12 protein-coding genes and 2 tRNA genes are annotated in these 14,319 nt (G+C 45.6%); 4 read left to right on the forward strand and 10 right to left on the reverse strand.

What is annotated here, in order from left to right; all coding sequences use genetic code 11:
* Positions 1 to 147: 147 nt before the first annotated feature.
* Positions 148 to 1,263, forward strand: coding sequence for a histone deacetylase-like amidohydrolase (locus PSI22_RS15335; protein ID WP_273580504.1), 1,116 nt, complete (start codon positions 148 to 150; stop codon positions 1,261 to 1,263).
* Positions 1,264 to 1,351: 88 nt separating this feature from the next.
* Here PSI22_RS15335 and ilvC read toward each other — a convergent pair whose 3' ends face one another.
* Complete coding sequence (gene ilvC, locus PSI22_RS15340; RefSeq protein ID WP_273580505.1) at positions 1,352 to 2,830, reverse strand: ketol-acid reductoisomerase; 1,479 nt, start codon at positions 2,828 to 2,830, stop codon at positions 1,352 to 1,354.
* A gap of 145 nt (positions 2,831 to 2,975) precedes the next feature.
* Between ilvC and ilvY the strand changes: the two genes are divergently transcribed.
* The gene (gene ilvY, locus PSI22_RS15345) at positions 2,976 to 3,857 is read left to right on the forward strand and encodes an HTH-type transcriptional activator IlvY (RefSeq protein WP_273580506.1); all 882 of its coding nucleotides are present in this window, start codon (positions 2,976 to 2,978) and stop codon (positions 3,855 to 3,857) included.
* Between the two features lie 66 nt (positions 3,858 to 3,923).
* On the opposite strand, the gene ilvA is transcribed toward ilvY, so the two are convergent.
* The 6 genes from ilvA to ilvL all read right to left on the reverse strand — a co-directional run bounded on the left by ilvA (position 3,924) and on the right by ilvL (position 10,495).
* Entirely contained in the window at positions 3,924 to 5,471 is a 1,548-nt protein-coding gene (gene ilvA / locus PSI22_RS15350) for a threonine ammonia-lyase, biosynthetic (protein ID WP_238097872.1), read from the reverse strand.
* 2 nt (positions 5,472 to 5,473) lie between these two features.
* On the reverse strand, positions 5,474 to 7,324 hold the full coding sequence (ilvD, locus tag PSI22_RS15355; protein ID WP_273580507.1) for a dihydroxy-acid dehydratase: 1,851 nt from the start codon (positions 7,322 to 7,324) through the stop codon (positions 5,474 to 5,476).
* A gap of 87 nt (positions 7,325 to 7,411) precedes the next feature.
* Entirely contained in the window at positions 7,412 to 8,338 is a 927-nt protein-coding gene (locus PSI22_RS15360) for a branched-chain amino acid transaminase (RefSeq protein ID WP_038184417.1), read from the reverse strand.
* Between the two features lie 24 nt (positions 8,339 to 8,362).
* A complete protein-coding gene (ilvM, locus tag PSI22_RS15365; protein WP_038248454.1) occupies positions 8,363 to 8,620 on the reverse strand; it encodes an acetolactate synthase 2 small subunit in 258 nt (85 codons plus the stop codon).
* A complete protein-coding gene (gene ilvG / locus PSI22_RS15370; RefSeq protein ID WP_273580508.1) occupies positions 8,617 to 10,263 on the reverse strand; it encodes an acetolactate synthase 2 catalytic subunit in 1,647 nt (548 codons plus the stop codon). Before ilvG ends, ilvM begins: the two co-directional genes overlap by 4 nt.
* A 133-nt stretch (positions 10,264 to 10,396) precedes the next feature.
* Positions 10,397 to 10,495 carry an ilv operon leader peptide gene (ilvL, locus tag PSI22_RS15375; RefSeq protein ID WP_071647081.1) on the reverse strand — a complete coding sequence of 33 codons (99 nt, stop codon included), beginning with the start codon at positions 10,493 to 10,495 and terminating at the stop codon, positions 10,397 to 10,399.
* A 580-nt stretch (positions 10,496 to 11,075) separates the two neighbouring features.
* Between ilvL and PSI22_RS15380 the strand changes: the two genes are divergently transcribed.
* On the forward strand, positions 11,076 to 12,602 hold the full coding sequence (locus tag PSI22_RS15380) for a YifB family Mg chelatase-like AAA ATPase (protein WP_273580509.1): 1,527 nt from the start codon (positions 11,076 to 11,078) through the stop codon (positions 12,600 to 12,602).
* A gap of 56 nt (positions 12,603 to 12,658) precedes the next feature.
* Here the strand turns inward: PSI22_RS15380 and PSI22_RS15385 are convergent, their stop codons facing one another.
* Positions 12,659 to 12,997 (reverse strand): MaoP family protein, encoded by a 339-nt coding sequence (locus PSI22_RS15385; RefSeq protein ID WP_273580510.1) that lies wholly within the window; start codon positions 12,995 to 12,997, stop codon positions 12,659 to 12,661.
* Between the two features lie 116 nt (positions 12,998 to 13,113).
* Between PSI22_RS15385 and hdfR the strand changes: the two genes are divergently transcribed.
* Positions 13,114 to 13,950 carry an HTH-type transcriptional regulator HdfR gene (gene hdfR, locus PSI22_RS15390; RefSeq protein ID WP_273580511.1) on the forward strand — a complete coding sequence of 279 codons (837 nt, stop codon included), beginning with the start codon at positions 13,114 to 13,116 and terminating at the stop codon, positions 13,948 to 13,950.
* A gap of 150 nt (positions 13,951 to 14,100) precedes the next feature.
* Here the strand turns inward: hdfR and PSI22_RS15395 are convergent.
* Positions 14,101 to 14,176 (reverse strand) — tRNA-Trp (locus PSI22_RS15395).
* An 8-nt stretch (positions 14,177 to 14,184) separates the two neighbouring features.
* Positions 14,185 to 14,261, reverse strand: a tRNA-Asp gene (locus PSI22_RS15400).
* Between the last annotated feature and the right edge of the window lie 58 nt (positions 14,262 to 14,319).

The following is a 14,319-nucleotide window of genomic DNA, read 5'->3' on the forward strand; positions in this document are numbered from 1 at the left end:
ATAAAGATTAAAGTTATTTCTATAAAAATAGATTTATTCCCTTCTTCTATGCAATAGTGAACCTCTATTTACAGTAACACATAATATCTGTTTAACTTAATTAGCACTATAATCTTATTATCATCGAATCAATAAAATGGGTGCAATATGCTACGTAAAACGGGTTTTTTCTTTGATGAACTTTGTTTCTGGCACAATACGGGTTCCCAACATACCTTCATATTTCCCGTAGGTGGATGGGTACAACCGCCGTGTGGTGCAGGACATGCTGAGTCACCGGAAACCAAACGCAGAATGAAAAGTTTAATGGATGTTTCCGGTTTAAGTCATTCATTGCAGCTAATGAGCGCCGAACCTATCGATGAAGCAACATTAAGGCTCGTTCACACAGAATCTTATTTACAGCGCTTTAAGTACCTGAGCGATAACGGTGGCGGTACATTGGGGTCTGAAGCATCGCTGGGAGCAGGCAGTTATGATATTGCCAAACTGTCTGCGGGGCTGGCTTATGCTGCGGTAAAATCCGTATTACACGGTGAACTGGATAATGCCTACAGCCTTTCTCGTCCCCCCGGCCATCATTGCCTGCCCGATCAAGCCATGGGCTTCTGTTTCCTCGCCAATATTTCTCTTGCGATTGAAAAAGCAAAAGAGCAACTGGGCCTCGGCCGAGTAGCAGTCGTCGACTGGGATGTACACCACGGTAATGGAACACAACATATCTTTTGGCAACGGGATGATGTACTGACAATTTCACTGCATCAGGATCGCTGCTATCCCGTAGGTTACAGTGGCGAAGACGATATCGGTGAAGGTCCGGGTGAAGGGTTCAATATCAATATTCCACTGATGGCTGGTGCCGGCCATGACAGCTACATGTATGCCATGGATCAAATTGTCATGCCGGCACTGCGACGTTACCAGCCTGAGCTGATTATCATTGCCTGTGGCTATGATGCCAATGGCTTTGATCCGCTGGCACGGATGCAGTTGCACAGTGACAGTTTCCGTGAGATGACGCGTAAAATGCAGCAGGTAGCGGATGAGCTCTGTCATGGCAAACTGGTGATGGTACACGAAGGCGGTTATTCCGAAGCCTATGTGCCTTTCTGTGGCTTGGCCGTCATGGAAGAATTGTCAGGTGTTCGCACTGAAGTCATTGATCCAGCTCTTGCCATGCTCGAATTACAGCAACCGAGAGCACCTTTTGAAATTTTACAGCGTCAGGCCATCGATGATCTGAAACAACGGTTTGACCTGTAAACGCCCATAAAAAAACAACGCTCGATAGAATTTCATCGGGCGTTGTTTTATAGGAGTTCATCTCGATAAGAGCAGCCTGATAAGTAAATTATCCACCCACTGCAATACGCTTCATATCGGTCATATAACCACGCAGAGTATGACCAATAGTCTCAATCGGATGGTGACGAATCGCTTCGTTAACATCACGTAATTGGGCATTGTCGATACTGCTGTCTGCCACGGGTTTACCCATGTCCCCTGCCTGCAAGGTAGCCATAAATTTCTCTTTCAGTAATGGAACCGCAACGTGAGAGAACAGGTAATTACCATATTCCGCCGTATCGGAAATCACCACATTCATTTCATACAGACGCTTACGAGCAATGGTATTCGCAATCAATGGCAGTTCATGCAGCGATTCATAATAGGCTGATTCCTCAATAATGCCGGCATCCACCATAGTTTCAAACGCCAGCTCCACCCCAGCTTTGACCATCGCTATCATCAGCACGCCATGATCAAAGTATTCCTGCTCGCTGATATTGCCGCTGTGATCCGGGTAGTTTTCGAATGGTGTCTGGCCTGTTTCTGCACGCCAAGTCAGCAGGTTTTTATCGTCATTTGCCCAGTCTGCCATCATGGTAGAAGAAAACGTTCCGGAAATGATGTCATCCATATGTTTCTGGAACAGCGGTGCTAAAATAACCTTCAACTGCTCGGAAAGGGCATAAGCACGCAGTTTTGCTGAGTTGGACAGACGATCCATCATCAATGTGATACCGCCCTGCTTCAATGCCTCCGTGATAGTTTCCCAGCCAAATTGAATCAGCTTACCGGCATAACCCGGCTCTGTTCCCTCTGCCACCAGCTTGTCATAACAAAGCAGAGAACCCGCCTGTAACATACCGCATAAAATGGTCTGTTCGCCCATTAAGTCTGATTTCACTTCAGCCACGAAAGAAGATTCCAGCACACCAGCGCGATGACCCCCCGTTGCAGCAGCCCATGCTTTTGCAATCGCCATGCCTTCACCTTTCACATCGTTTTCTGGATGCACGGCAATCAAAGTAGGGACACCAAAACCACGTTTATATTCTTCGCGAACTTCCGTACCTGGGCATTTAGGCGCAACCATTACGACGGTGATGTCTTTACGAACCTGCTCGCCCACTTCCACGATATTGAAACCGTGAGAATATCCCAGTGCTGCACCTTCTTTCATCAAAGGCTGAACTGCCTGAACCACCGCAGAATGCTGTTTGTCTGGCGTCAGGTTAATGACCAAATCGGCCTGTGGGATCAACTCTTCATAGGTGCCGACCTTGAAGCCGTTTTCCGTTGCCTTACGCCATGATGCGCGTTTTTCTTCAATCGCTTCTTGACGCAATGCATAGGCAATATCCAAACCAGAATCACGCATGTTTAGACCCTGATTCAGCCCTTGCGCACCACAGCCGACAATGACCACTTTCTTGCCTTTTAAATATCCTGCTTCGTCAGCAAATTCTTCCCGCGCCATAAAACGGCATTTGCCTAACTGCGCCAATTGCTGGCGCAGGTTCAACGTATCAAAATAATTAGCCATGGGTGACTCCGATGTTATTGTTGTGAGGTCGTTTGCATCATTCCAATATATGCCATGAAAGCCATTGCTTAAATTGATATATTAACAAGACTATGTTGCATTTTATGCAACATTAAACTTGTCACGGTAAGAAGGCCAGAACTCGATGGATATACGCGATTTAAAACTGTTTTTACATCTTGCAGAAAGTTGTCACTTTGGACGCACGGCCAAAGCTATACACGTCAGTCCATCCACACTTTCACGCCAAATCCAACGACTTGAAGAACTATTAGGGCATCCGTTATTTCTGCGGGATAACCGGACAGTCAAGCTCACTTTCGCAGGTGAACAGCTAAAGCAATTTGCTCAGCAGACACTCCTGCAATATCAGCAGTTACACCATTCATTAAATCACCAGAGTCCCTCATTGAGCGGTGAATTACGCCTGTTCTGTTCGGTTACGGCGGCTTATAGCCATCTTCCGCAGGTACTGGATAAATTTCGTGCAGAGCATCCCTTGGTAGAAATAAAACTGACAACGGGAGATGCCGCTGATGCCGTCGATAGGATCCAATCTGACCAAGCCGATTTAGGCATTGCAGGCAAACCGGAAAAACTGCCCCATAATGTCAGTTTTACCAAGATAGGCGAAATCCCTTTGGTATTGATTGCCCCTTCCCTGCCTTGTGCTGTGAGAACACTTGCCACACAGGAACAACCTGACTGGAATGCCATTCCTTTTATTCTGCCGGAACATGGGCCTTCACGTACACGCATCGAACTTTGGTTCCGCCGGAATAAAATCCCTAATCCTTTGATTTACGCTACCGTCTCAGGCCATGAAGCCATTGTTTCGATGGTTGCGTTAGGTTGCGGGATCGCATTGATCCCGGCGGTTGTCGTCGAAAATAGCCCAGAGCCTGTACGCAATCGTATATCGCTATTAGAGAATATTGCGCTGGTCGAACCATTTGAGTTAGGCGTCTGTACGCTGAGTAAGCGCTTACAGGAACCGTTGGTTAAAGCATTTTGGGGGATGTTGTGAACAATTCTTTATTCTGAAAATAGCACCTGCCAAGGTGCTATTTTTTATGCCGATGATCAAAGAATCCTATTTCAACAACAGGTTAAAAGAAGGATTATTCGTTTCATCATGGTATTCATAACCCAAATCATCAAGATGGCGAGCAAAACGCACTTCCGCGCCGGAAAGTTCAAAGGCAGCCAATACGCGACCGTAATCCATCCCATGGCTGCGGTAATGGAATAGTGTGATATTCCAATGTGTTCCCAGTGTCTGCAAAAACTTCAATAAAGCCCCCGGCGATTCAGGAAATTCGAAACTGTATAGCCGTTCCTGTAATGGCTTGGCAGGACGGCCACCGATCATGTAACGAACATGCAGTTTTGCCATTTCATCATCGGTAAAGTCAGCGACCTGATAACCCGATGCTTTCAACTCATTGATGATTTCAAGACGTTCTGCATTGCCTCGATTCAGCCGTACGCCAACAAAAATACAGGCTTCAGCAGGGTTAGTCGCATCCGAATAACGATAACTAAATTCTGTCACAACACGCGTTCCCAGCGTCTGACAAAAATTCAGGAAACTTCCCTTTTGCTCAGGAATTGTGACAGCCAGTAATGCTTCACGCTGTTCTCCCAGTTCGCAGCGTTCAGAAACATAACGCAGGCCATGAAAATTCACGTTGGCACCTGAGAGAATATGCGCCAGCCTTTCTCCCTGAATCTGATGCTGCTGCACGTATTTCTTCAAACCCGCCAGCGCCAGAGCACCGGAAGGTTCGGCAATCGCCCTGACATCCTCAAAAATATCTTTCATGGCGGCACAGATGGCATCACTATCCACCGTAATGACATCATCAACATACTGCTGGCATAAACGGAATGTTTCATCACCGATACGTTTGACTGCAACGCCTTCTGCAAACAGCCCCACCCTCGGTAAATCGACTGGATGCCCTGCTTCCAGTGCTGCTTTCAGACACGCGGAATCTTCGGCCTCCACTCCAATGACTTTCATTTCCGGTACAAGTTGTTTGATCAATACTGCGACACCCGCAATCAAACCGCCACCGCCAACCGGCACAAAAATGCGATCAAGGTGAACATCCTGCTGTAAAAGTTCCATTGCCAGTGTTGCCTGCCCCGCGATCACAGCAGGGTGATCAAACGGCGGTACAAAGGTATAGCCGTGCTCTTTTGCCACCGAAATGGCTTTTGCCTTAGCTTCATCAAAATTAGCACCGTATAACAGGACTTCACCACCAAAACTGCGTACTGCATCAACTTTGATGTCTGCTGTGGCAATCGGCATGACAATGATGGCTCTGGTGCCCACTTTGCTGGCAGAAAGTGCCACCCCCTGCGCATGATTGCCCGCAGAAGCGGTAATCACGCCTTTGGCTTTCTGCTCCTCAGTCAAACCCGCGATCATCGTGTATGCACCACGCAGTTTGAAACTGTGTACTAACTGACGATCTTCCCGTTTAACTAAAATGGTATTCGCTAAACGGGCAGAGATTTTTTCCATTTCTTGCAGCGGGGTAACCTGGGCGACATCATAAACCGGTGCACTCAAGGCGGCTTTGAGGTATTCCGCTCCCTTTGGCTCAGCATTAAGAGGATAAACTGCCACAGTCAGCCCCCTAATTTTGCTTTATCGCGTACAGCACCTTTATCGGCACTGGTCGCCAGTAAAGCATAAGCCCGCAGGGCAAAAGAGACCTGACGATCACGGGATTTAGGTGTCCATGCCTGATCTCCACGAGATAGTTCAGCCTGTGTACGTACTGCCAATTCTGTTTCGTTAACATCCAGATGGATTTTACGGTTCGGAATATCAATATCGATGATATCGCCATCATAAACCAACCCAATCACACCACCACTAGCCGCTTCAGGGGAAACATGGCCAATCGACAACCCTGATGTTCCGCCTGAAAAACGACCATCAGTGATAAGAGCACAGCTTTTACCCAGTCCCATCGATTTCAAATAGGTGGTTGGATAGAGCATTTCCTGCATACCGGGACCGCCTTTCGGGCCTTCATAGCGGATAACCACAACATCACCCGCAACAACTTTGCCTCCCAGAATCGCCTCTACTGCATCATCCTGACTTTCATAAACCTTGGCTGGGCCACGAAAAATCAGGCTTCCTTCATCCACCCCAGCGGTTTTTACGATACAGCCATTAGCCGCGACGTTACCAGACAGCACTGCCAAACCACCATCTTGGCTATAAGCATGAGTACGTTCACGGATACACCCTTCCTTGCGATCTGTGTCCAATGACGGCCAACGGCAATCCTGCGAAAAGGCTTTAGTGGTTCGAATACCTGCTGGCCCCGCAGAATACATGCTCTTAACACCTTCATCCTGTGTCAGCATGATGTCGTACTGAGCCAACGTTTGCGGCAGATCCAGCCCCAAAACATTTTTCACATCACGATTCAGAAGCTCCGCACGATCCAGTTCACCGAGGATCCCGATGACTCCCCCTGCACGATGTACGTCTTCCATATGATATTTCTGGGTGCTTGGTGCCACTTTACACAAATGAGGCACTAGACGAGACAAACGATCAATGTCCGCCATAGTGAAATCAACATCGCCTTCCTGCGCCGCCGCCAGCAGATGCAGTACCGTGTTGGTAGACCCGCCCATCGCAATATCCAGTATCATCGCATTTTCAAAGGCAGCTTTGGTCGCGATGTTACGAGGCAAAGCGCTATCATCATTTTGCTCATAATAGCGTTTGGTCAGCTCGACGATGCGTTTGCCCGCATTTAAAAACAGCGCCTTGCGATCCGCATGCGTGGCGAGCAGTGAACCATTACCCGGCTGCGAAAGTCCCAATGCTTCAGTCAGGCAATTCATGGAGTTAGCCGTAAACATGCCTGAGCAGGAACCGCATGTCGGACAAGCTGAACGTTCTATCTGATTGCTTTCTTCATCACTGACATTGGGATTGGCTCCCTGAATCATCGCATCAATCAGATCCAGTTTGATGATCTGATCAGACAGGCGGGTTTTACCGGCTTCCATCGGGCCACCAGAAACAAAAATAACCGGGATATTCAGACGCATTGATGCCATCAACATGCCCGGTGTGATTTTGTCACAGTTGGAGATACACACCATCGCATCCGCGCAGTGGGCATTGACCATATATTCCACAGAATCAGCAATCAACTCACGCGAAGGCAAGGAATAGAGCATTCCGCCATGCCCCATCGCAATACCATCATCAACTGCAATTGTGTTGAATTCTTTCGCGACACCTCCTGATGCCTCAATCTGTTCTGCTACCAGTTTTCCTAAATCCCTCAGGTGAACATGCCCGGGCACGAACTGAGTAAATGAGTTCACAACCGCAATAATAGGTTTTCCAAAATCCTCATCAGTCATACCCGTCGCACGCCATAAGGCTCGTGCTCCCGCCATATTACGGCCATGAGTTGTCGTGGCAGAACGGTATTTAGGCATTGTTTTCACTCCCGTGTCTTATCTAATGAGTATCAGCAATCAAAACAGGCGGGGAACGAGCCGCCTGTTACATTTTGTCTTTTTTTATTAAGGATTAACGGCGTCCAGCCAGCCCCATTTATCTTCTGTCGTACCATCAAATAAGCCAAAGAAGGCATTCTGGATTTTTTTAGTGATTGGCCCACATTTACCAATACCCACTTGAATGCCATCAACACTACGAACCGGCGTGATTTCTGCCGCTGTCCCCGTCATAAATACTTCATCAGCCAAATAAAGCGATTCACGGGTAAGTATTTGTTCACGCACTTCCAGACCAAGATCCTGCGCCAGTTTGATAATGGCATCACGGGTAATCCCTGGCAGCGCTGATGACGCAAATGGAGGCGTAAACAGCACCCCATCTTTCACTTCAAACAGGTTTTCCCCCGCGCCTTCTGAAATATAGCCATGAACATCCAGTGCAATACCTTCCTGATAACCATGGCGTCGTGCTTCACTGCCCACCAGCAGAGAGGAAAGATAGTTACCACCTGCTTTTGCCCCTGTTGGGATCGTATTGGCTGCCACACGATTCCATGAAGAAACCATCGCATCAATACCCTGATCCAGCGCCTCTTCTCCTAAATAAGCCCCCCATGGAAAAGCCGCAATAATGATATCTGTTTTATAACCGTCTGGAGGATTGACCCCCATTCCAACATCACCAATAAAAACCAATGGGCGAATGTAAGCGCTGACTAATTTATTTTTACGGAGTGTTTCACGACAGGCTTCCATTAATTCATCAACGCTCTGGCTCACGGGCATACGGTAAATCTTGGCTGAGTCATGCAAACGCCGCATATGTTCACGATGACGAAAAACAACTGGCCCTTTGTGAGAGTTATAGCAACGAACGCCCTCAAATACAGAAGTTCCGTAATGCAGGGCGTGAGACATAACGTGGACTTTCGCATCGGCCCAAGGAACCATTTCACCGTTGAACCAAATATAATCAGCTTGCTTTGTCATTCTTCAATTTCCTTCAATTGCGCCTTATGCGCTTATTAATTGTGATTCTTTGTGCCGGATCTCAACACCAGCAACATCGACTAATTTCATCAGTTGAGAAAAAAGTAAATTTACAGAGCGTTGACTGGCGACTGTGAGTTCAATGCTTACATTATCACTATCTGTTGTATGATCCATATTCAATGCACATATCTGAAATCCACGATGACGGGCAACTCTCAGAATTCGTTCCAAAATCTCAGGACAAAACCGTGCCTGAATAGCAAGTTGATGCTGCATCATAATGACTTCTCCAACATGGTTGCATTGCTTGAGCCTGGTGGAACCAATGGCCAGACATTCTCTAATTCGTCAATGGATACGTGTAATAAATACGGACCTTCGCTGCTGAACAAAGCATCCAGCGCTGCATTGATTTGGGTTTTATCAGTGATTTGTTGACCAGGAATATCAAAAGCTTTTGCCAAGGCAATAAAATCAGGATTATCGTTTAAGATCGTTTCGCTATAGCGTTTGTCAAAAAACAGTTCTTGCCACTGTCGAACCATGCCCAGACGCTGGTTATCCAATAAAATAATCTTGATCGGCAACCGCTTACGCTTGATGGTGCCTAACTCCTGTACATTCATCATGAAAGAACCATCACCGGATATGCAGAGCACCATATCTTCCGGACGAGCCATCTGGGCGCCAATCGCCGCTGGAATGCCAAAACCCATCGTGCCTAATCCACTGGAAGTAATAAAATTTTCCGGCCCATCAAATGTCATGTGCTGCGCTGTCCACATCTGATGCTGTCCAACGTCAGTTGTGATTACCGCATTGGATGGCTTACGTTCAGATACCTGTTTTAATAGTGATGGCGCATAAATACTTACGCCTTGATAGTCATAACACCATGTATGTTCGTTTTTTAATTGTTTGACTTCCTGTTGCCAGGATTCGATCGATAAAGGTTGCTGTAAGTGGGGCAATAATGTTTTTAAATTCCCCGGTAATGAAACATGTGCCTGACGTAATTTATTGAATTCAACAGAATCGATATCTACATGGATCACTTTGGCATGGGGGGCAAAAGTATTTAATTTTCCTGTCACGCGATCATCAAAACGGGCTCCAGCGGCAATCAATAAATCACAGGATTGGACAGCAAGATTGGCAGCCTTTGTGCCATGCATCCCCAACATCCCCAAATAACATTCATGCTCGGCATCCGCAGCTCCCAAGCCTTTCAGCGTGGAAACAACGGGTAATCCCGTTTCGGTAACAAAACGTCGCAGCTCAGGTACTGCATCAGCCATGCCAATACCGCCACCTACATACAAAATGGGTTTTTGAGCCATGAGCATCATGTAACGAGCCTGTTCCAATTCTCGTTCAGGGAGGAAAGATTCGGACACAACAGGTATCAGGTAAGGCGCTAAATCGCTTTGAGCTAACTGAATATCTTTCGGTAAATCAATCAGTACAGGGCCGGGGCGGCCACTTGTTGCTATGACAAAGGCTTCAGCCATGATTTGGGGTAATTTATCCAGCGAATCGACCAGAAAACTGTGTTTTGTACAAGCAAGGGAAAGCCCCAACATATCGATTTCCTGAAAGGCATCAGTGCCAATGAATTCAGAACTTACCTGACCGGTGATAGCCACAACGGGGACAGAATCCAGCAGCGCATCCGCCAATCCGGTGATTAAGTTTGTTGCCCCCGGCCCTGATGTCGCGATGCAAACGCCGGGTTTGCCATTCGCCCTTGCATAGCCGATTGCTGCCATCACCGCTCCCTGTTCATGACGACACAACAAGTGTTCAATTCCCCCGTCATACAGTGCATCATAAACTGGCATAATTGCTCCACCAGGATAACCAAAAATCTTTTCAACTCCCTGTGTTCGTAATGCTTGTACAACCCATTGCGCCCCGTTCATTGTCATTCCCCTGTTGTATTTAGCTTGTAAATGGCTTGCTGTGATGTTGTTTTGTTATGCGTTTCTACGTGTCAAAAAAAACCCCCGCGCCTTTCGGTGCGGGGGTCTTTGTGAAATCTGGCTATTTTTCTGTTTAAGCCTTCCTTCGTCCAAGTGCAGCCCCGCACGGTGGGATAATAATCACCACCACGCTCACGATAATTAGGCTAATCACTAGGACAAATGTGTTCATAATTTTTTTCGTTTTAACTCGTATGCTCAACGTATATTTAAGAGTTATCATTTTCCATGATTATTGACAACGATTAATTTTATTTTTTTCACAAAAAAATTATTTTAACTATATTTTTCATATAGATAGATATTTAAACAGATAAATGCACTGGCGTTTATGCTTCTTGCTATCAGAAAAAATTGCCATCTGCATATTTAATAAAATAATTAATACAGAAAATAATAAAAATTCGACTTAATCACCTTTCTATAGGAAGTAACATCCAAGCAGATATTTTTTATCTACTCCCATTATTATGCACAAATGGGACAACAGATAATTCATTAATATAAATTATATATAATAACTGACGAATAATATCATACAGATTTCATTCACTCTCTTTATAAAAAGCACCTAAAATATTAAATTATTCATATATAACAAAATGTTAATTAGAAAAACCAAATGGTGAATGAATTTCAAAATACCAATAGCAGTCAATATATTTACGAGCCTCTTCGCAAAATAATAACAAAATACTTTTTATTATTTTTTATCAATTCATGATAGCGACTTTCTTGCTAAGGAGAGCACCATGACACTCGCCGTCATTTATACTCGAGCAACAATAGGCGTTGATTCCCCCATTGTCACGATAGAAGCACATATCAGTAATGGCCTGCCCGGCTTAACGCTTGTTGGTCTACCTGAAACCACCGTCAAGGAAGCGAGAGATCGGGTCAGAAGCGCGTTGCTCAACAGCGGTTTTACTTATCCACCAAAAAGGATCACCGTCAATCTGGCGCCTGCCGATCTCCCTAAAGAGGGGGGAAGATATGATTTACCTATCGCCATCGCGATTTTAGCAGCATCAGATCAGATACCGACAGATAAGCTACATAATTATGAATTTTTAGGGGAGTTAGCATTGTCTGGCGAAATACGCCGAGTCATGGGTGCCATCCCCGCAGCACTGAGTGCGAAAAGAGCAGGAAGACAATTGATTTTGTCCATAGAAAATCAAGCTGAACTGGCTATCTTATCCCAGAATGAAACATTGGTGGCCAATCACTTACTTCAAGTCTGCCACTTCCTGCGAGGAGAAACCGCCATTTTATCCTCCCCACCTCCCATTACGTTACAGGCCGACCCTCTTGTTTTAGATATACGGGATATTATCGGGCAAGAGCAAGCCAAGCGTGCACTGGAAATTACCGCCGCTGGAGGTCATAATCTTCTTCTACTTGGCCCTCCTGGCACAAGCAAAACTATGCTGGCCAGCCGATTGTGTGGCTTACTACCACCCTTAACGCATCTAGAGGCTCTAGACGTCGCTGCAATCAACAGTCTAACGGGTAACTCGGTTAATCCTCAAAAATGGCATACACGCCCATTTAGAGCGCCTCATCACAGTTCATCAATGGCGGCTCTCGTTGGTGGAGGTTCAATTCCTAAGCCAGGGGAAATTTCCCTTGCGCATAATGGTGTATTATTTTTGGATGAATTGCCTGAATTCAGCCGGGGTGCCTTGGATGCGCTACGTGAGCCATTAGAATCCGGCGAAATAGTCATATCCCGTGCAAGAGCGAAAGTCTGCTTCCCTGCTCAAGTCCAACTGATTGCCGCCATGAACCCAAGCCCAACTGGATATCATCAGGGATTGCACAATCGCAGTAGCCCACAGCAGATATTACGCTATCTCTCCAAATTATCGGGCCCTTTTTTAGATCGTTTTGATCTCTCAATTGAAGTTCCCTTACTTCCTCCAGGTATCTTAAGCCAGTCATCAGAAAAACATGGTGAAAGTAGCCATGAAGTCAAAAAACGGGTACAAATCGCCAGAAAAGTGCAAATAGAACGATGTGGACATGTGAATGCTTACCTCAATCGCAAACAAACTGATAACGCTTGTAAACTTAAGATGGAAGATTCAATTTTTCTGGAAGATACGCTACTGAAATTAGGCTTATCTGTACGTGCCTGGCACCGAATACTCAAAGTTTCACGCACGATTGCAGACCTGAAAGAACAACAAAGAATAGAAAGACCAGATATTATGGAAGCACTCAGCTACCGGAGTATCGATAGGTTACTTATTCAACTACAGAAACAAGCCGGATAATCTGGAAGAGGGGCTATTTCGCCCCTCTTGATGGATCATTACTATCAATGATGATATTAATCATCAGTATCGGTATAGTCCTCCGCAGAATCTATCTGCGGTTTTCCGCCGGAAAGAGTATGAAAACGTTTTGGACGGCTGATTTTTGCCAAATACTTTGTCCATACTTTTTCCTCTGTCGTTGCAGGGGCACGCTCACCTCGGCAAACGGCAACAAACAGTTTTTCTTCTTCTGTTTGAGGTTCACGTTTACCAAGATCCAATTCATTGAACGCATGGCCATAACGTTCTAGCAATTGGGCCTCTTTGATGTTGAAATCACCATGACGGGAAAATCCGCGTGGATAATTTCTATTATCAAAAAAACGATTAGTCGTGATGAAGCTTTCAGCCATCTGACACACTCCTAACTCTACTGTCATACTAATTATGGCGCGGAGTATTAGGTAGGCTTGACATTCTGTAAAACAAAATATTTAAATCTTAACGACAAAAACTATTGGAGATACATGTGGACACTGAATTACTGAAAACCTTTTTGGAAGTCAGTAAGACTCGTCACTTTGGTCGGGCAGCTGAATCACTCTATCTAACACAATCCGCTGTTAGCTTTCGGATCCGCCAATTAGAAAATCAGCTGGGTACCAATTTATTTACACGGCATCGTAATAATATTCGCCTGACAGCCGCAGGGGAACGCCTTGTACCCTATGCAGAATCACTAATGAATACTTGGCAGTTAGCAAAGAAAGAAATCAGTTATGTCTCACAGCATACAGAACTTTCTATCGGTGCTACTGCGTCCTTATGGGAGGGCTACCTGATATCTTGGCTGAATACTTTTTATCAGCATCATCAAGGGATGAGAATTGAATCTCGAGTTTCTACACGCCAAATTCTGGTCAAACAACTACACTCCCGTGAATTAGATCTCTTAATCACGACAGAACCGCCCAAAATGGATGAATTCCAAAGTCAATTGATCGGTAATATCCAGCTCGTTTTATTGACAACGCAACATAATCTTAAACAAGGCGTAGAAAATTACATCAAGTTGGAGTGGGGAGCTGATTTTCACCAGCAAGAGCAACAGATTTTAAAAAATGACTATCCACCGATCATTACAACCACATCAGCACATATTGCCAGAGAATTGCTGAATAGCGTAAATGCTGCAGCTTTTCTGCCCGTGCATTGGCAGGAAGATTATCCTAAGCTGGTAACGTCACCTAATAGAGAACTAATCAAACGCCCATTATATGCGGTATGGTTGCAAAACAGTGATCAACAAACATTTATTCAGCAGTTGTTAAAAATTCCTGTCGAAAAAGCGCCTATAACAAGCTAAGAACCGTATTGTGAAAATAATTGGGATTTTAAAGAGAATTTCTACAAGTAGACAATGAACACGAGGTAAATTACAAACAAGAAAAAACCCAGCTAAATTTAGCTGGGCTATTAATCTGAAAGCTATATCAATTATTACTTAGTTGTTAACTGGCAGGGGCGGAGAGACTCGAACTCCCAACACCCGGTTTTGGAGACCGGTGCTCTACCAATTGAACTACGCCCCTAAATACGGTGGCGGTGCGGACGGGACTCGAACCCGCGACCCCCGGCGTGACAGGCCGGTATTCTAACCAACTGAACTACCGCACCACCGAATTTCTTTTATCCATTTGACTGGAACTTCAGCCGACTTCTGCTTATGAGCCGG

Origin of the sequence: Xenorhabdus aichiensis, from assembly GCF_028598775.1 — a bacterium.
Lineage (GTDB): Bacteria > Pseudomonadota > Gammaproteobacteria > Enterobacterales > Enterobacteriaceae > Xenorhabdus > Xenorhabdus bovienii.

Coding starts and splice junctions, on each gene's coding strand:
- PSI22_RS15335 (WP_273580504.1), top strand. CDS start 148: ATGCTACGTAAAACGGGTTTTTTCTTTGATGAACTTTGTTTCTGGCAC.
- ilvC (WP_273580505.1), bottom strand. CDS start 2,830: ATGGCTAATTATTTTGATACGTTGAACCTGCGCCAGCAATTGGCGCAG.
- ilvY (WP_273580506.1), top strand. CDS start 2,976: ATGGATATACGCGATTTAAAACTGTTTTTACATCTTGCAGAAAGTTGT.
- ilvD (WP_273580507.1), bottom strand. CDS start 7,324: ATGCCTAAATACCGTTCTGCCACGACAACTCATGGCCGTAATATGGCG.
- PSI22_RS15360 (WP_038184417.1), bottom strand. CDS start 8,338: ATGACAAAGCAAGCTGATTATATTTGGTTCAACGGTGAAATGGTTCCT.
- ilvM (WP_038248454.1), bottom strand. CDS start 8,620: ATGATGCAGCATCAACTTGCTATTCAGGCACGGTTTTGTCCTGAGATT.
- ilvG (WP_273580508.1), bottom strand. CDS start 10,263: ATGAACGGGGCGCAATGGGTTGTACAAGCATTACGAACACAGGGAGTT.
- ilvL (WP_071647081.1), bottom strand. CDS start 10,495: ATGAACACATTTGTCCTAGTGATTAGCCTAATTATCGTGAGCGTGGTG.
- PSI22_RS15380 (WP_273580509.1), top strand. CDS start 11,076: ATGACACTCGCCGTCATTTATACTCGAGCAACAATAGGCGTTGATTCC.
- PSI22_RS15385 (WP_273580510.1), bottom strand. CDS start 12,997: ATGGCTGAAAGCTTCATCACGACTAATCGTTTTTTTGATAATAGAAAT.